14 protein-coding genes are annotated in these 17,973 nt (G+C 43.0%); all 14 read right to left on the bottom strand.

Features of this window, described 5'->3' with window-relative positions; translation table 11 throughout:
- Window positions 1–15: 15 nt before the first annotated feature.
- Window positions 16–780, bottom strand: a complete 765-nt coding sequence (locus tag FTX54_RS09170; protein ID WP_147802301.1) for a DUF3388 domain-containing protein — start codon at window positions 778–780, stop codon at window positions 16–18.
- A gap of 127 nt (window positions 781–907) precedes the next feature.
- Window positions 908–1,627: an elongation factor P 5-aminopentanone reductase gene (gene ymfI / locus FTX54_RS09175; protein WP_147802302.1), complete on the bottom strand. Its 720-nt coding sequence runs from the start codon at window positions 1,625–1,627 to the stop codon at window positions 908–910.
- The gene (gene yfmH / locus FTX54_RS09180; protein WP_147802303.1) at window positions 1,624–2,922 is read right to left on the bottom strand and encodes an EF-P 5-aminopentanol modification-associated protein YfmH; all 1,299 of its coding nucleotides are present in this window, start codon (window positions 2,920–2,922) and stop codon (window positions 1,624–1,626) included. Before yfmH ends, ymfI begins: the two co-directional genes overlap by 4 nt.
- The gene (yfmF, locus tag FTX54_RS09185) at window positions 2,922–4,187 is read right to left on the bottom strand and encodes an EF-P 5-aminopentanol modification-associated protein YfmF (RefSeq protein WP_246125536.1); all 1,266 of its coding nucleotides are present in this window, start codon (window positions 4,185–4,187) and stop codon (window positions 2,922–2,924) included. Before yfmF ends, yfmH begins: the two co-directional genes overlap by 1 nt.
- 13 nt (window positions 4,188–4,200) lie before the next feature.
- The gene (locus FTX54_RS09190; RefSeq protein WP_147802499.1) at window positions 4,201–4,926 is read right to left on the bottom strand and encodes a GntR family transcriptional regulator; all 726 of its coding nucleotides are present in this window, start codon (window positions 4,924–4,926) and stop codon (window positions 4,201–4,203) included.
- Between the two features lie 170 nt (window positions 4,927–5,096).
- Window positions 5,097–7,457: a DNA translocase FtsK gene (locus tag FTX54_RS09195; protein WP_187254430.1), complete on the bottom strand. Its 2,361-nt coding sequence runs from the start codon at window positions 7,455–7,457 to the stop codon at window positions 5,097–5,099.
- A 186-nt stretch (window positions 7,458–7,643) separates the two neighbouring features.
- Window positions 7,644–9,314, bottom strand: coding sequence for a ribonuclease J (locus FTX54_RS09200; protein WP_147802304.1), 1,671 nt, complete (start codon window positions 9,312–9,314; stop codon window positions 7,644–7,646).
- Between the two features lie 258 nt (window positions 9,315–9,572).
- Window positions 9,573–10,466 carry a 4-hydroxy-tetrahydrodipicolinate synthase gene (gene dapA, locus FTX54_RS09205; RefSeq protein WP_147802305.1) on the bottom strand — a complete coding sequence of 298 codons (894 nt, stop codon included), beginning with the start codon at window positions 10,464–10,466 and terminating at the stop codon, window positions 9,573–9,575.
- Window positions 10,466–11,689 carry an aspartate kinase gene (gene dapG / locus FTX54_RS09210; RefSeq protein WP_147802306.1) on the bottom strand — a complete coding sequence of 408 codons (1,224 nt, stop codon included), beginning with the start codon at window positions 11,687–11,689 and terminating at the stop codon, window positions 10,466–10,468. Before dapG ends, dapA begins: the two co-directional genes overlap by 1 nt.
- A 22-nt stretch (window positions 11,690–11,711) precedes the next feature.
- On the bottom strand, window positions 11,712–12,755 hold the full coding sequence (gene asd, locus FTX54_RS09215; protein WP_147802307.1) for an aspartate-semialdehyde dehydrogenase: 1,044 nt from the start codon (window positions 12,753–12,755) through the stop codon (window positions 11,712–11,714).
- A gap of 225 nt (window positions 12,756–12,980) precedes the next feature.
- Entirely contained in the window at window positions 12,981–14,237 is a 1,257-nt protein-coding gene (locus FTX54_RS09220) for a M16 family metallopeptidase (protein ID WP_147802308.1), read from the bottom strand.
- 128 nt (window positions 14,238–14,365) lie between these two features.
- On the bottom strand, window positions 14,366–16,456 hold the full coding sequence (gene pnp, locus FTX54_RS09225) for a polyribonucleotide nucleotidyltransferase (RefSeq protein WP_147802309.1): 2,091 nt from the start codon (window positions 16,454–16,456) through the stop codon (window positions 14,366–14,368).
- Between the two features lie 188 nt (window positions 16,457–16,644).
- Window positions 16,645–16,914, bottom strand: coding sequence for a 30S ribosomal protein S15 (rpsO, locus tag FTX54_RS09230; protein WP_147802310.1), 270 nt, complete (start codon window positions 16,912–16,914; stop codon window positions 16,645–16,647).
- 127 nt (window positions 16,915–17,041) lie between these two features.
- Window positions 17,042–17,971 carry a bifunctional riboflavin kinase/FAD synthetase gene (locus FTX54_RS09235; RefSeq protein WP_422387400.1) on the bottom strand — a complete coding sequence of 310 codons (930 nt, stop codon included), beginning with the start codon at window positions 17,969–17,971 and terminating at the stop codon, window positions 17,042–17,044.
- Window positions 17,972–17,973 lie beyond the last annotated feature (2 nt).

Genomic DNA, 17,973 nt, shown 5'->3' on the forward strand with positions numbered 1-17,973 from the left:
ACTTACTGAGTAATATTAAAAAGCAGAGTAATTCTGTTCCACCTCTTCGTAAGAAATGACCTGGTTTTCGTCACTGCGCAGTTCAATGATATAGTCAAAATCATCAAGTGTATACTCGGTGGAGCGAATGAAAATGTCCGGATGTTCCACTACTTTCGTAGCTGGAAGTCTCATCATTTCTGCTACGAGCATGCGATGCTTTTCTGATCCGCGCATCGTTGAAACAATTCCATCGATTATATATATATTATCTTCCAGCATCTCATCGTCTGCAAGCTGGCTTCTAATCGTCTGCTTCAGCATCGTTGATGATAAAAACGACCACTTCCGGTTGGCACATACGCTTGCTGCCACTACGGATTCTGTTTTACCTACTCTCGGCATACCGCGGATACCTACGAGACGGTGGCCTTCTTTCATGAAAATTTCTGCCATGAAATCAACGAGAATCCCCAGCTCATCCCTTACGAATCGAAAGATTTTCTTTTCATCTTCGTCTCTTTCGATGTAGCGGCCGTGTCTTATAGCAAGACGGTCCCTTAATTTCGGCTCCCTTATTTTCAATAAAGTGATGACGTCCATCGTCTCCATTATATGCTTTAGTCTTTGCATAGCTTCATCACTCTGGCTTTTGATTAAGAGCCCGCGGCGCTGATGCTCTACCCCATTGATAGTGATAATATTGATCCTGAGCATTCCGAGCAGAGAAGCGATTTCTCCCAGCAGCCCGGGCCGATTTTCATGAATTTGATACTCCATATACCATTCTTTCTTTTCCATTAGATTACCTCCTCTCATATACCGTGCTTTAAAAATCCACACTTTGTTAAAAATTAAAACGATAGTAAAAAGTAACCTGCCGCCTTCATAAGCTCTATAAACGAATGAAGAAGGTAGAATAGTATATTTACGTGTACCATGCCCCGTTCGCACGAAGTACATGGCCATTGACATAAGAGGCAGCCGGACCTGCAAGGAAAATCACGCAATCAGCAATTTCTGAGGGTTCAGCCAGTCTTGAAGCAGGGATTTCCTCTATGAGAGCGGCAATTTCGTCATGCGAATAATTATCCATCATAGGAGAACGTACAGCTCCCGGGGTAACAGCGTTAACACGGATACCACTTGGTGCTGTTTCTTTAGCCAGAGCTTTCACAAAGCCTATCTGGGCAGCTTTACAGGTGGAATAAGTCACCTCCATGGAAGCACCGGTTTCACCCCATATAGAGGATACGAATATAATCTTACCTTCCCCTTCGTTAATCATACCTGGAAGCACCTTTTGAATAATAGCAGCCGGAGAAGCTACTGCTATGTTAAATTCCCGCCCCATTCTGAGAGGATTTTCTGTTTGAAAAAGAGCAGGTGAGGCAACTCCTGCACAATGTACGATTAACTGAGGGGTGCATCCGGCCTCGAGAAATTTTTGTGCAGTTTCTTCCGGATGGAAAAAATCAGCCTGAAAAAGATCTATATCCGTTAAAGGAGTCAGTTTCTCTTTCAACTGCTCCGCTTTTTCTTTATGCGCACAGTAATGAAGCGTAAGCCGGTAGTCTTCAGCAAGTTTCTCTGCCAGAGCTTCTCCAATCGTTCCTGTCGCTCCTGTAATCAAAGCCTGCGGTTTCATGAATTGGGTTCTTCCGGGATGATAATACACGAAGCCAGCTGATTTTTTGTGTCAAAATGAGCATGAAGTGTTTCTTTTAAAGACTCCTCCGTAAGCTCTTCCAAAACGGGAATTACATCGAACAGATGCATCTCATTGAAGTAGTACCGTGTAAATTGATTTGCGATATACTCCGGAGAATTAAGCGCCCTAAGAAAGAAGCCGATCTTTTTTTTGCGTATCCGCTCAAAAGCAGCTACCGGAAAAGGTGCGTCAATAAAGGAATGGATCATATCTTCAATTCTTTCGGCTAAAGCTTTAGGATCTGATGAGTCTCCACCTATTACTGAAAATCCAAAACCTTTCTCTGCCGTATAGTCAAAACTGAAAGATTCATCGATTAAGCCTTCTGAAAAAAGCACCTGATAGTTTTCAGAACTCTGGCCAAACATAAGCTCTAACAACAGCTGTACAGAAAGTTCATGGTGCAGAAGTTCTTTCCCCTGACGGTGAGGGGCAGCCTCTTTAATTCCTACGAGACATTTTCCAACTTTAACAGGCATAGGAATGAGCTTCGATTTCTTAGCAGCCTGTTTCGGTTCTTCGTCAAAATAACGACTCGGATTTGAAGCTTCCTTGAATTTTTTCTGCTGCTGATTTTCTTTAACAAATTCCATCATAGGCTCTGCTTCTACATTACCAACGATAAAAAGAGTCATATTGCCGGGGTGATAGAACGTATTATAACAGGTATACAGGTCATCTTTAGTAATTTCAGCTATGGATTCAGCGGTTCCGGCGATGTCGGTCTTAACGGGATGATTATGATAAAGAGCATCAAGCAGACCGAAAAAATTCTGCCAGTCCGGGTTGTCTTCATACATGCTGATTTCCTGCTCGATGATACCTTTTTCTTTCTCCACTGTTTCTTCTGTGAAATAGGGATGCTGCACAAAATTTAATAACGTTTCTATATTTTTATAGACATTGGAGGTGCTTGAAAATAGATACGCTGTTCTGGTGAAGCTTGTAAACGCGTTTGCGCTCGCACCCTGTTTGCTGAAATCCTGAAACACATCCCCTTCTTCATGCTCAAACATCTTATGCTCGAGAAAATGAGCAATTCCATCCGGTACTTTCACGCCTTCATTTTGTCCAATCGGTGTAAATTGATTATCAATAGACCCATACTCAGCTGTGAAAGTCGCATACGTCTTGTTGAAACCTGCTTTAGGAAGAATGAATACTGTCAATCCGTTTTCCAGCTTTTCGGAGTAAAGTTCTTCGTTTAACTGTTCAAAGACGAGTTGTTCCATTACTTATCCCCTCCTTCTCCGTGCAGAAAATAAGTGGTATCTTTTATTATATTCTCTCCTGCACGCAGCATATCCTCTTTTGTTACCTTATCAATTGCTTTTATCCAGTCTTCTGCTGAAATATCCCGGCCGATAATCGCGCCGTGATACTCCAGTTCTATTCTTCCCCGCGGAACATCAATGGTTTCAAGTATCTGATTTTTCAAAACAGCTTTTGTCTGATCAATATCTTCTTCCGTGAAGCTTCCCTTCTGCATTTCACTCAGCTGTTTATCAATTATTTCTGAAGCCTCTTCGAATTTCCCTGAATCTATTCCTGCAAGCACAATGATTAATCCTTTGTGACTTTCTACACGGGAGGCTGCATAATAAGCCAAGTTGGCTTTTTCCCTCACATTTATAAAAAGTTTGGAGTGAGGGGACCCGCCAAAGAGGCTGTTAAAAACCTGCAGAGGGAAATAGTCTGGATCACCAAAAACAACATTTGTACGGTAGCCGATATGCAGCTTCCCCTGCTGCACATCCTGCTTTTCTTTTACAATTCTTGCTTCTTCCGCAACTTTTTCTGTCTCTAATTTGTAAGGAAGAGGGTTGTTGTCCTTAAGCAGCATATATTCATTCATAAATGCCTTAATGTTCTTTTCCTCTACATCTCCAACAACATAAAAATCAAATGCTGCCTCCTTAAGAAGTTTTTTATAAGCTTTATACAGACTTTGTCCGTTTATGGAATCCAGTTCCTTTTCATATCCGAGTACCGGTACAGAGTAAGGTTCGTCTCTGCACATTTCTTCTGTAAGCCTCATGTTGGCATAGCGCATTTTATCATCGTAAACACTTGCTATTTTCTGCCTGTGAGAGCGTTTTTCCTCCTCTACTGCCTGTTCTGAAAAGGAATCGTTTTCCACAAGAGGATACAGAAGGACAGAAGCAAGAAGCTGAATGGCTCTTCCTGTCAATGGAGTTGTATCTGTAAGAAATTTTTCATTTGCCACTTCCATCCGGAAAGTCATCACATGGTGTTCCCCCTTTTTCACTACATCGGCAGTGAAATGGGCTCCATATAATTCCTCCAGTGCTCCCTGGATATGCTGCCGGCTTGGAAAATGGAAGCTTCCTCTTTCTAATACGGCGGGAAGAAGGGCTCTTTCCGTAGCTGTTTTTTTATTCAGAGGTGTTCTCAGCTGCATAACAAAAGTCGTAGTTTTGAATGTGTCCACTGGTGAAACGTGTGTCTTAATGGATTGTACCGTGAAATTACCCAAATTTATCTCTCCTCTAAAAAACTCGTTTTCTTAACACATGAAACTTGAATTTGTCTGCACGAAAATAGTTAATGGAATATAGAACAGGATTTTCAGATGCATCATAATGCATCTGCTTCAGCACAAGCAGCGCTGTTTCGGGCTCACACTGCAGAATGCCGGAAATTTTTTCGTGATATCCAATTGGTTCAATTTGAGTCATTGCATAAGCAATCGATGTTCCCGATTTCTCCAGCTGATCAAAAAGTGATTGTTCTCCGTAAGACATAAAATCCGGAAGAAGTTCTTTCGGTATTTTATCCAGACAGTATACAACAGGCTCCTCATCAGCAGTACGTACACGTTCTATCGTTAACACCTCTTCGAGAGCATCGTTATGAAAACGATGTCGATCCTCTTCTTCAGCTTTCTCCACTACGGAAGAAAGGAAATTTGTTCCTGGGACTTTTTTCCCTCTGCGGATCATGTCCGTTACGCTGAACAACTCTTCGATGCCCGAGGAAAAAAGCGGCTTTGTATTTATAAATGTCCCGACTCCATGTCTTCGAATGACAACACTTTCGTCTTCCAGCATTCTCAACGCTTCTCTCAGTGTAGCTCTGCTTACACCCAGCTGTTTGGAGAGCTGGAATTCAGAGGGGAGTCTCTCCCCCGCTTCATACAACCCTTCTTCTATATCTTCTTTAATCTTGTCAATAACCTGTAAATAAAGCGGTCTCGAATCTGATCTAATCAATATACTCTCCTCCTGAATAACATTCTCAATTAATGGCCAATCACTATGGCAGCCGCAGGAAAAACAGCAGCCTGCAGCAGACATAAATTCCTTAAAAGAGACTTATTTCTTTCTGCTTAATAGAGAAAGAAGTATAAACTGTTGTCTCTGTCTCAACTGACAGGAGGAAATGTCTATGTTTCTTCTATTTTAGCTGCCAGAACCTCCCGGGGTTTACTGCCTTCGTAAGGTCCTACGACCCCTCTCTGCTCCATTTCATCAATCAGCCTTGCTGCACGCGCATACCCAATCCGGAACCTTCTCTGCAGGAGGGAAACCGAAGCAGTCTGCATTCCTGTTACGAGAGAAACTGCGTCAGAATACAGGGCATCATCTGATTCTTCCGGCTCTGTTTCCGGGTTATCAGAAGGCATCATTTCTTCTGCGTACTGCGCCTGCTGCTGTTCAATACAGTGTCGGACAATACTCTCAACTTCATCATCCCCTAAAAAGGCTCCCTGTATTCTTGTTGGTTTATTGGCTCCTACAGGCAGGAACAGCATATCTCCTTTGCCGAGCAGCTTCTCCGCCCCGTTCCCGTCAATAATTGTGCGTGAATCGGTTGAGCTTGAAACTCCGAAAGCAATTCGGGAAGGGATATTGGCCTTAATAACTCCAGTTATTACATCGACTGATGGGCGCTGTGTAGCAATTATGAGATGAATGCCTGCGGCTCTTGCCATTTGTGCAAGGCGGGTGATAGCATCCTCGACCTCCCCTGAAGCCACCATCATTAAGTCAGCCAGCTCGTCTACCAGAACAACTATATATGGAAGCGGATTGTACGGATCTTCTTCTCTCGTTTCATTTTCACGCATAATATGCTGATTATACCCTTCGAGATTGCGCGTACCGGTAGAAGCAAACAGTTCGTAGCGCCTTTCCATTTCATTAACGACTTTTTTAAGAGCCTGCGCAGCTTTTTTCGGTTCCGTTACTACGGGGGAAAGCAGGTGGGGAATCCCATTATAAACATTCAATTCCACCATTTTAGGGTCGATCATCATTAATTTTACTTCATGAGGCTTGCTGCGGAGAAGTATGCTGACAATAATTCCATTTATACAGACACTTTTACCACTTCCCGTAGCGCCGGCTACAAGCAGGTGGGGCATTTTGTTTAATTCTGCCATCACAGCATCGCCGGAAATGTCTCTTCCAAGAGCAATAGCGAGAGGATTCTTTTTGTTTTTCATCTCGGGTGATTCGAGAACTTCTCTTAATGTGACGAGAGAAACTTCCTGATTCGGTACTTCAATACCTATCGCTGACTTTCCCGGAATCGGCGCTTCCATACGGATATCCTTTGCCGCTAAAGCTAATGCCAGATCATCCGTCAGATTAACTATTTTACTCACTTTTACTCCGATGGATGGATAAACTTCATATTTTGTAACCGAAGGTCCAAGATGAACACGGGTTACTTTGGCTGAAACCCCGAAACTTGACAAAGTTTCCTCCAGTTTGCGGGCGTTTTTTGAAAGAAGAGAATGTTCTTTGGATTGGGATTGTTTAACAGGTGTCGTTAACAAGTTAGATGAAGGAAGCTGGTAATCTATATTTTCCTGTTCCTGAACTACTAATGAAGCTGAATTCTCTGTTTTTACTGGTTCGTCCTCTTTTTGTGCCGGAAGTTTTTCCGTACTTATGTTTTCCGCCGGTGCTTTTTCTGTATCCTGTCCGTCCTCCAGGTTTTTGTAAGCATTTGCAGTAAAATCATAAATAACAGGTTCTTTTTCTTCCGCATTTTCCTTTTTAACGTTCTCTGCAGGTTCTTCTTCAGGAGAAAACGGAACTGATTTGTCTTCTACTTCTTCTGATACGTTCTCACTTCTCTGTTTCCACCTCTGTTTCATATCATTTTTAAAGCCGCTCATCATGGAGGAAATTTTAAAACCTACACTTTTCCAGACCGGTTTTTGTTTTTCTCCTCCTCGTTTCAGAAGATCTACAAACGAAAGTCCAGTAAGAATTATAATCCCTGTAACTGTAAGTCCTGCTGCAATTAAAACCGCTCCTGCCGCGGCAGCCAACTGATGGATGCTTTGAAACAGCATTCCTCCAATAATCCCTCCGGAAAGAGGCTGGGCCTCTCCAAAATTCTCCAGATGATACCGGAATGGCGCCATAAGCGTACGATCTGTTAACTCATTATGTAGAGAAAGGTGAGCAAGCATACTGATTCCTGCACCCGTAATAAGAATCCCCCCGGTTATGCGGGACCAAATATCTGGCAGTCTGCGCTTCCACATAAAAAATAAAGAAAACATCACGAGAGATATACTGAGCAGCGGATGAAGACTTCCTGCTGCAAATCGGAAAACGGACTGGCCGGCATTTCCTGCAGGCCCGAGACCAAATAAAATCACAATAGAAAAAATGAGCAGGAACATTCCTCCTACTTCCAATATTAAAGCACGTTTCCACTGCTGTTGTTTTTTTGTCGGCTTAGCTGCCGGTTTACGACTCTTTTTTCTGGTTGTTTTACGTGCCAACTGAAGCCACTCCTTTACAGATTTCCCGCTCTGCGAACGTTTGTTTTACAGTAATATCTTACCATGACCGGAAGGGAGAAAAAAGTTAAAAAACGGAGATGCTTCATAAGCCGTAAGAACAACTTTTGAAACATCTCCGCCTATGAGCATGGGTTCGCGCATTAGTGTAAAGAGTCTTTTAAATATCTAAGCTTCCATAATTATCGGCATAATCATAGGACGTCTTTTCGTTTTATCATACAGATACCTGCTCAGGCGATCCCGGACGTGGCTTTTCAGCTGCGACCATTCTGTCTGGTTCTGCTCCATTGCTTCTCCGAGAGATTTTGTTACCAGTTCTTCCGCTTCTTTAATTAAAACTTCAGATTCTCTTACGTACACAAATCCCCTGGAGATAATGTCAGGTCCCGATAGAATTTTATTATGCTTTTTATTCAGTGTTACGACGACAACGAGTATCCCGTCCTTAGAAAGCAGCCGCCGGTCTCTGAGGACAATATTTCCTACATCCCCCACACCGAGACCGTCGATAAGAACGTGTCCCGATGGAATTTTATTGGCTCTTTTTCCTTTTCGCTTCGTAAATTCCATTACTTCTCCCTTTTCAAGAAGATGAATGTTGTCAGACTCCATATTTACTGATTGAGCAAGCTGGCGGTGCGCGTACTGCATACGGTATTCTCCGCCTACTGGAATGAAGTGCTGGGGTTTAACAATGTTTAACAGCAGCTTCAGCTCTTCCTGACTTGCATGACCGGAAACGTGAATTTTCTTCGTTTTTCCATAAAATGCATCTGCCCCGGTTCGGGAGATCAGATCAATTAACTGGGTAACTAATTTTTCGTTCCCCGGATTCGGCATGGCCGACATAACGAGACGATCTTTCTTTTCAAACTTAAACAACGGATGAGTTCCTTTGCCCATCTTCATAAGGTCGCTCATCGGCTCACCCTGGCTGCCGGTAGTTAAAATAACGAGACTGTCTCTTTCGGCTTGTTTAATATCTTTTTTTGAAATAAATGTTTCGTTATCATCTTTTAAATAGCCGAGTTCTATTGCAATGGATACGGCACGCTCAATTTCTTTGCCGACTATCGCAACTTTTCGGTCTTTTTTCTGTGCAGCTTCCATCACCTGCTGAATTCTATGGATGTGGGAGGAAAACACTGAAACGACAAGAGCTTTTGGGGCTTCATGAAAAGCATCTTTCAATCCTTCTGCCACTAGAGTTTCAGATGGAGTATATCCCGGAACTTCTGCGTGACTGCTGTCTGACAAAAGGCACAGTACTCCTTTTGAGCCGATCTCAGTCAGTTTATCTACGTCCATCGTTGCACCATCCACAGGGTTCTGATCAAATTTAAAATCCCCGGTATAAAGAATCGGCCCCTGGGATGTGTGAAGAACGATACCAAGTGAATCGGGAATACTATGATTTGTTTTGAAAAAGCTCACCGGGGTTTTGGCGATTTTAATCTTGGAATCCGAATGAACCTCATGAAATTTCGGACGCTTTTTCAATTTAATTTCATCACATTGATCTTTAAGAAGAGCAAGCGTGAATTTTGAACCATAGACCGGAACTTTTAAATCACGCAGCAGATAAGGAACTGCTCCGATATGCTCTTCGTGCCCGTGAGAAAGAATAATCGCTTTAATACGATCTTTGTTTTCAGTCAGATAGGTCGTATCCGGTATAACGATATCGACTCCAAGCATGTCATCTTCCGGGTGCATGCAGCCAGCATCAAGAATAAATATATCCTCATCAAGTTCTACTACATATAAATTTTTACCTGTTTCTCCTAATCCGCCTAAAGCGAATATACGAATTTTTTCTGTTTGTTGATTTGACAATGAATGTTCCTCCTGTAATTTATATTCGTCTCCCGCACTTTTCCTTTCGAATTAAGTATACATGAATATTGTTTTTATCTACAAGCCGCACTGGGAAAATATTTATTCTTCGGTGCAAAAAGGACAGCATTGCAGCTTTTTTTATAGTATAGACATAAAACCCGACTATTAAAAATCCGAAAAACATTCATAATGCTTTTCCAACAAAAAAGAGCACCCTTTCCTTCTAAGGGCGCTCCAGGGCTGCTTGCTTCTTGATTAATATGGGAATTGTTGAAGGTTAGCCACTTCATCAAGTGCTTTTTGCACAATTTCTCTTTCTGATTCAGTTAAAGGAATGAGTGGAAGTCTGACACCCCCAGTTTCAACTCCCTGCATATGGAGAGCTGTTTTCACAGGAGATGGACTCGGAGCTATAAACATCGCTTTCATAAATGGAACCAGATGCTGATGCAGTCTTGCTGCCTCTTCTATTTTACCGGATCGGTACAAGCGTACCATATCCTGCATTTCAGCTCCTATCACATGACTGGATACAGAAACAATACCATCAGCTCCTACGGCAAGCGAAGGAAGAGTCAAGCTGTCATCGCCTGAATAAACGCGGAAATCCTTCGGTGTATTTGCTATAATAGCCGTCATTTGATCAAGATTTCCACTTGCCTCTTTGACTGCTGTAATGTTCGTAACCGCTGAAAGAGCAATCGTTGTCTCCGGAAGGATATTGACCATTGTTCGTCCAGGGACATTATAAATCATCACCGGAACGCTCAGTTTTTCTGCAATCGTTTTAAAATGTTCATACATACCCTTCTGAGAGGGTTTATTATAATAAGGAGCAACAAGCATTACTCCATCAACACCATCTTTTTCAGCCTGAATAGACAACTTTGCTGTGGCATGAGTATCGTTCATACCTGTACCGGCAATAACCGGGATTCTTCCATTGCTTGCTGATGCCGAAGCTTTATAAAGCTTCGCTTTTTCTTCCATACTGAGAGTTGCAGACTCACCTGTCGTACCGCCGACGATGACAGCTTCTGTTCCTCTCGAAATGAGAATATCCATAAGCTGGGGCAGCTTGTCATAATCCACCCCGCCCTGTTCATTGAATGGAGTGACCATAGCTGTTACTACACTGCCTAAATTCATTATTCATCCTCCTTTTTATGAAGCTCTTCATTTAAAAACGTATCATGCAGGGCATTGACTGCTTCTGCCATCTGGTGTTCGTGGACAAGTACCCAGATAGTAGTATGCGAATCAGCCGATTGCAGGATAGGAATCCCTTTTCTTTTAAGAGCCTTAACTATTTTCGCTGCAATTCCAGGAACACCTGTCATACCTGCACCTACAGCAGCGATCTTTGCGCATTTATCAGTCCATGTTACGTCAAACCCGTTTTCCTGTAAAGAGACCTCCGCCTTATTACGGAGAACGCCGGGAACGGTAAACGTCACAAAATCCGGATGAATAGAAAGGAAATCTACGGAAATCTGCTGATCGGCCATTAAAGAAAAAACGAGAGAGTCATCCTGCGGCCGGATCACTTTAATCTGGCTGACGTCTTTTACGTGCGTGACAGCGGTAACAGGTCTGTCATCCAAATCAATGCCGCGCACTTTTGAAGTGCTGGAAGTAATGAGTGTCCCGGGACCATCTTCAAATGAAGAGCGGATACGGATAGGTATCTCCGCCTGCATCGCTACTTCCACCGCCCGGGGATGAATAACCTTTGCCCCTTGATAAGCCATGTTACTGACTTCCGAATATGTAATAACATCAAGCGGTTTAGCGTTTTTTACAATACGGGGATCAGCCGTCATAATACCTTGGACATCTGTAAAAATATCTACATAGGAAGCATTTAAAGCCGCTCCAAGAGCAGTAGCTGAAGTGTCAGATCCTCCACGCCCGAGAGTGGCAGTTGTTCCTCTTGGCGTTTCTCCCTGGAATCCGCTTACAACTACAGCGTCATAGCTTTCAAGAACAGCTTCAAGCTGTTCCGTTTTCACATCCAGTATTCTGGCTTCTCCATATACTTCAGAAACACGGAATCCTGCCTCTGATCCAGTCATAGCATAGGAACGAATGCCTTTCTGCTGCAAAAGAGATGAAAAAACTACGGCAGATATATTTTCTCCGCACGACATCAGCAGATCCTGTTCTTTTTTTGAAATGGAAGGCTGAATACCGCCTGTAAGCTCCAGCAGGGTATCGGTGGCGTAATAGTCACCGGCCCGCCCCATAGCGGAAACGACAACAACTACTTTAAAACCGTCACGGAGCGCCGCAGCAACATGCTCTGCACAATGGCTGCGGCGCTCCTCCGATTGTAAAGATGAACCACCGAATTTTTGTACTGTAATTTTCATCTTTTCACCTACTATATTCAGGTTATTTTAACAGACCCAGTTTAACGAGCGAAAAAGCAATTTGAACGGAATTTAATGCTGCGCCTTTAAGCAGGTTATCTGCAACAATCCACATATGAAACCCGTTTTTCTCATCCAGGTCCTGTCGGATCCGTCCTACAAAAATATCATCTTTCCCTTTGGAATCTGATGCGAGCGGATAAAGCTGCTGAGAAGGGTCATCCTGAAGAGTGATGCCGGGAGCATCCGCAAGAATACGGCGCAGTTTATCAGCGTCCAGCCCTTCTTTTTCCACCTCAATATAGACAGATTCAGAGTGACCTGTTTCCACCGGCAGCCGAACGCAGGTAGCTGCAACACTCATGTTTTCATCTTCCATTATCTTCTTCGTTTCATTAATCATTTTCATCTCTTCAAATGTAAAACCATTATCTGTGAAAACATCTATCTGAGGTACAGCGTTGAAAGCAATCTGGTAATGTTTTTTATCTCCGGAAACAGGCAGTACCTGGGGATCGATCTCTTGGCCATCCAGAATCTGACGTGACTGGTCGTACATTTCATCGATCGCTTCTGATCCAGCTCCGGAAACAGCCTGGTAAGTAGAAACAATCAGCTTATTCAAACCAAACCGCTCACGGACTGGAGCAAGAGCTGCTACCATTTGAATAGTAGAACAATTCGGATTCGCAATTATTCCATTATGCTCCTTCAAAGCGTGTTCGTTAACTTCCGGCACGATCAGAGGAACATCTTTATCCATGCGGAACGCACTAGTGTTGTCCACCACTATAGCTCCACGTTTAACAGCCTCAGAAGCCAGTGCTTTTGACACGGACCCGCCAGCAGAAAAAAGTGCGAGATCGATACCTTCAAATGATTCTGGCTTGGCTTCTTCAACCGTTAATTCTTCACCTTTAAAAGTAATCTTTTTCCCTGCGGACCGTTTTGAGGAAAGCAGTTTTAATGAAGCAATAGGAAAATCAAGCCGATCGAGTGTATTTAGCATCTGTTCTCCTACGGCTCCTGTAGCTCCAAGTACTGCAACGTTATAGTTTTTAGTCATGACGAAGTACCCCTTCCAAATATTAAGAATTAAGCTCTGCTGGATTTTAAGGATTATTTCGTATTTCAATACAAATTATTTAATGAAATCCCGCAGATGTTTTTAAACATTTTCGAAGCTGAAAAGCGTATTCATTTTGCTTCCAAGTGGTATTGTAGCAACGACTTCTCATATTTGCACACGGCATTACGTCCGATATAGCACTGTATGAGCTTATGTGAGCAGCTAGCCTAGCTTCTCCGAGCGATTTCTTAAAGAGAGAGGCAGAACACCACTCGTGCTTACAAGCGATACAGCAGGCTCCTGTGAGAGAAGACGCATACTCAGCGATTTAATTTCATCCATTGAAACAGCTTCAATTCTTTCCACAATTTCATCAACGCTTTTGTGATTTTGCAGAAGAAGTTCGTTTTTCGCATTTCTGCTCATATGGCTGCTGGAGCTCTCAAGACTGAGAAGGAGGCTTCCTTTCAGCTGTTCTTTCGCATTTCTAAGTTCTTTCTCTGTAATACCATTACGGGAAATATCATAAATTGTAGAATCGATTATTTCATAAACTTCATTTAAATACTTTTCCTGTGTCCCCGCGTAAATAGTAAGCAGACCGGTGTCTTTAAAAGCTTCATGGTCTGAGAAAATTGCATAGGCGAGTCCTTTATTTTCACGGACTTCCTGAAAAAGGCGGCTGCTCATATTGCCTCCAAGAACGTTATTCAGGAGCACAAGAGCGTACATTTTTTCGTCACCCAATGAATATCCTTCGTATCCCAGACAGAAATGGGCCTGCTCTGTTTCTTTTTTCTTAACCGCCCGTCCATTCAAAAATGCCGGCCTTTCGCTTTCAAGACGGGCTTCACTTTCAGGGAGATTATTAAAGTAGGAGTTAATAATGTCAACAAATGATTCATCGATATTCCCTGCTGCAGAGACAACAACATTATCCGCTCCATAATGATTTTTCATGAAATCAAAAAGGTTTTGCTTTGTGAAGCGTTCAAGCGATTTTTCCGTTCCTAATATAGGTGCCGCTATTGAATGAGTGCCATAGGCGGCCTCTGCAAGAAGTTCGTGAACAAGATCATCGGGCGCATCATCATACATATAGATTTCTTCCAGTACTACCTGTTTTTCTTTTTGAATTTCTTCATCGTCAAATTTTGAATTGAAAAACATATCAGCTAGTATTTCCAGCGCTGTTTCCGCGTGCGTATCAAGAACTTTTGCATAATAGGACGTGTATTCCTTCGACGTCATTGCGTTTACGTATCCTCCAATTGCGTCGAAGGATTCCGCTATATCTTTTGCTGTCCGCTTCTTCGTGCCTTTAAAAACCATGTGCTCAATAAAATGGGCCATTCCATTTTCTGAAACTTTTTCATAGCGGGAACCGACATTCACCCATATTCCAATCGAAACCGACCGCACTGTGTCGTTAGGTTCCAATACTACTCGTACTCCATTATCCAGTTTAAAACGTTTCATAAAATCCTCCACTGCTTCTCATAGTCTTGTTTTATTATAGCTGAAATAAGATCTTTACTCAAAAACATTCTGTATTATGCAGAAAAATCCGCCAGAAGAAAAATCTTCCAACGGATCTAGTGACTCTGTTACTTATCAAGCATAGCTTTTCTGGAAAGGTTCACTCTTCCCTGGTTATCGATTTCCGTTACTTTTACAAGTACTTCATCGCCGATGGAAAGAACATCTTCGACTTTATTTACGCGCTCGTGTTCAAGCTGGGAAATGTGCACCAGCCCGTCTTTTCCTTTAAACAGTTCGACAAAAGCTCCGAATTTCTCAATCCGTTTCACTTTGCCCATGTAAGTCTGTCCTACTTCAACATCACGAACCAGATCCTCAATTGTTTTTTTAGCCAGATCATTCGCAGCGGCATCCGTAGACGCAATATAAACGGTGCCGTCCTGTTCAATATCAATTTTGACTCCTGTATCATCAATAATCTGGTTAATTGTTTTCCCGCTTGGACCAATGACGTCTCTAATCTTATTAGGATGAATGGACATCATCATTATTTTTGGCGCATACTGACTCAGCTGATCACGGGACTCAGGCAGGGCACCAAGCATGTTTTCAAGAATGGCCATGCGGCCTGACTTAGCCTGGGAAAGAGCTTCTTCCAGTACTTTTCTGTCGATTCCATCAATTTTGATATCCATCTGCAGAGCCGTGATACCATCTTTAGTACCAGCAACTTTAAAGTCCATATCTCCAAGTGCATCTTCCATACCTTGAATATCAGTAAGCACAGCTACCTCATTTTCATGCTTGACCAGCCCCATTGCAATACCAGCTACCGGTGCTTTTAAAGGTACACCTGCTGCCATCATGGCCAGAGTGCTTGCACATATGCTTGCCTGGGAAGTAGAGCCGTTTGACTCCAGCACTTCTGATACAAGACGAATCGTATAAGGAAATTCTTTTTCAGAAGGGATAGATTTTTCCAGAGCTCTCTCCCCCAGTGCCCCGTGTCCGATTTCACGACGGCCGGGACCGCGGATCGGCCCTGTTTCTCCTACGCTGAACAGTGGGAAGTTGTAATGGTGCATGAACCGTTTCGATTCTTCAATACCAAGCCCGTCAAGGACCTGCGAATCTCCCATTGGTCCAAGAGTACAAACACTCAGTGCCTGCGTCTGCCCGCGCGTGAACAGAGCAGAGCCGTGAGTTCGCTGCAGAATATCAATTTCAGAGGAAAGAGGACGGATTTCATCCACCTTTCGGCCGTCCGGACGAAGGCCTTCTTTTGTGATTAATTTACGAACTGTTTCTTTTAACAGTTTGTTGAGAATTTCTTTAACTTCTTTAGAGCGGTCTTCTTCAGCTTCTTCTTCTGCATAGTTTTCCAGTACTTCATCAAACACTTCCTGAATTGCTTCATCCCGGCCTTTTTTATCAACAACCGTAGCCGCTTTGGTCAGTTTCTCTCCTGTACGTCCACGAACTTCTTCTTCCAGTGTTTCATCAATTTTAATCAGTTTAACATCCATTTTCGTTCTGCCAATTTCGTTAATGATCTTTTCCTGAAATTCTACAAGCCGCTGTATTTCTTTATGGCCAAAAAGAATGGCTTCGAGCATGACATCTTCCGGAACTTCCTCAGCTCCTGCTTCCACCATATTGATTGCATGCTTCGTTCCTGCAACAATTAAATCAATGTCGCTCTTCTCCATATCGTCTGTGCCCGGGTTAATCATAAATTCCCCGTCGATGCGTCCGACTGTAACTCCGGCAATTGGACCATCAAATGGAACATCTGAAACTCCGAGGGAAAGAGAAGATCCGAGCATAGCCGCCATTTCTGCAGGGCAGTTCTGATCATTACTCATTACAATACTGATTACCTGCAGATCATTTCGAAATCCATCCGGAAAAAGCGGACGAAGCGGTCGGTCGATCAGACGGCTTGTTAACACCGCGTGGTCACTCGGACGCCCTTCTCTTTTTATGAAACCTCCTGGTATTTTACCTGCTGAATATAAACGCTCTTCATAGTTTACAGTCATAGGGAAAAATGGGAGATCTTTTGGCTCTTTGGAACATGTTGCGGTAGAAAGTACGGTCGTATCCCCGTAACGAACCATGACAGCACCATTGGCCTGTTTTGCATATTTGCCGATTTCAACAGTTAATGTTTGTCCGGCCCATTCGGTACTGAAAGTTTTGTGTTCATTGGACATAGTTATCTTGCTCCTCTCTTCTTACGTGTTAAGCAGCGCTAATGTAGTATGTAAACGTCATTAGACGTTATGCTCTCTGGTCACTCGAATCCTTATTTATCATATCAAAAATATGCTTCGAAGAAAAGCGCGTTCCCGCGATAAAAATGGCATAAGAAAAAGCGGGAGAAAACTCCCGCTTAAACGTCTTATCGGCGCAGACCAAGCTTATCAACAAGTTCACGGTAACGTGTAACGTCTTTCTTACGAAGATACGTAAGAAGATTACGTCGCTGACCTACCATTTTAAGAAGACCACGTCGTGAATGGTGATCTTTCTTGTGAGTACGCAGGTGCTGATTTAGTGTGTTAATCTGCTCTGTAAGGATAGCTACCTGAACCTCTGGAGATCCGGTATCATTTTCGTGCGTTTTGAACTGAGTAATAAGTTCATTTTTACGCTCTTGTGTTAGTGCCATCCTGTTCACCTCCTAAAAATTAATATTAATCGCCAATTGCTGAGCAGACGTTGGTGAATCGCTCTGCCAAGCATTGGTTCCGACTCATTCAATATACATGATTGCAGTACGTTTTGCAACTGCCGATTTATGAATCTCTCAATACGCTGCGCGCATTTTCAACATCCCTGTCAATCTGAGAAATTAACTCTTCCACAGACGCAAATTTTGTTTCTCCGCGCAGCCGCTCTATAAATTCAACTTTCAATACTTCTCCGTATATATCTTCACTAAAATCCAGGAAATAAACTTCTAAAGTCTTCTCAGTACTATCCTGATGAAATGTTGGCTTAACTCCAATATTAGCCACCCCGCAGTAGGTCTCATTTCCCTTTTCCACCATCACAGCGTAAACCCCGGCAGAAGGAAGAAGCACCTTTAAAGGAGGCTCAACATTAGCCGTGGGAAAACCTATCGTCCGTCCCCTTTTTTCCCCTTGCACTACTTTCCCTTTCACCGTGTAATGACGGCCCAGATAGTGGGAAACTTTATTAATCTCTCCATTTTTTAAAGCCGTTCTTACAGCAGTGGAGCTGATCTTCTCATCGCATTCCCTGAAAGCTTCGACAGTAGTAGTCTCAACGAGCCCTCTTGCATGGAAAGGAAAGGAATCCATCGTTCCTTTGCCTTTGTGACCATATGTATAGTCAAACCCTGCTACGACATGCTTAATATTCAGGTCAATAATAAACCGGTCTACAAACTGCTGGGGAGTCAGAGAAGCAAACGAAGTATCAAACTGGACCAGGTATAAAATTTCTACTCCGAGCATTTCCAGTCTTTCTTTTTTGTCTTCGAGCGTCGTTAAATATTCTGCTTCTGCATTACGAAGCACTTCTTTTGGATGGGGGAAAAACGTCATGACTGCCGGCGTCATTCCCTTTTCATCAGCCGCAGCTACCGCTCTTTTTATAACTTCCTCGTGTCCTCTGTGCACCCCATCAAAAAAACCAAGCGCCGTGCACGTTTCCGGGAAAGTCCCAGCTGGCAGAGGATGTTTCAATTCTATGGTTTGCAAGT

Origin of the sequence: Alkalicoccus halolimnae (assembly GCF_008014775.2) — a bacterium.
Taxonomy (GTDB): domain Bacteria; phylum Bacillota; class Bacilli; order Bacillales; family Salisediminibacteriaceae; genus Alkalicoccus; species Alkalicoccus halolimnae.

Bases quoted from the DNA above. Each gene is read 5' to 3' on its own strand.
- FTX54_RS09170 (WP_147802301.1), bottom strand. From the start codon at position 780: ATGGAAAAGAAAGAATGGTATATGGAGTATCAAATTCATGAAAATCGG.
- ymfI (WP_147802302.1), bottom strand. From the start codon at position 1,627: ATGAAACCGCAGGCTTTGATTACAGGAGCGACAGGAACGATTGGAGAA.
- yfmH (WP_147802303.1), bottom strand. From the start codon at position 2,922: ATGGAACAACTCGTCTTTGAACAGTTAAACGAAGAACTTTACTCCGAA.
- dapA (WP_147802305.1), bottom strand. From the start codon at position 10,466: ATGAATTTAGGCAGTGTAGTAACAGCTATGGTCACTCCATTCAATGAA.
- dapG (WP_147802306.1), bottom strand. From the start codon at position 11,689: ATGAAAATTACAGTACAAAAATTCGGTGGTTCATCTTTACAATCGGAG.
- asd (WP_147802307.1), bottom strand. From the start codon at position 12,755: ATGACTAAAAACTATAACGTTGCAGTACTTGGAGCTACAGGAGCCGTA.
- FTX54_RS09220 (WP_147802308.1), bottom strand. From the start codon at position 14,237: ATGAAACGTTTTAAACTGGATAATGGAGTACGAGTAGTATTGGAACCT.
- pnp (WP_147802309.1), bottom strand. From the start codon at position 16,456: ATGTCCAATGAACACAAAACTTTCAGTACCGAATGGGCCGGACAAACA.
- rpsO (WP_147802310.1), bottom strand. From the start codon at position 16,914: ATGGCACTAACACAAGAGCGTAAAAATGAACTTATTACTCAGTTCAAA.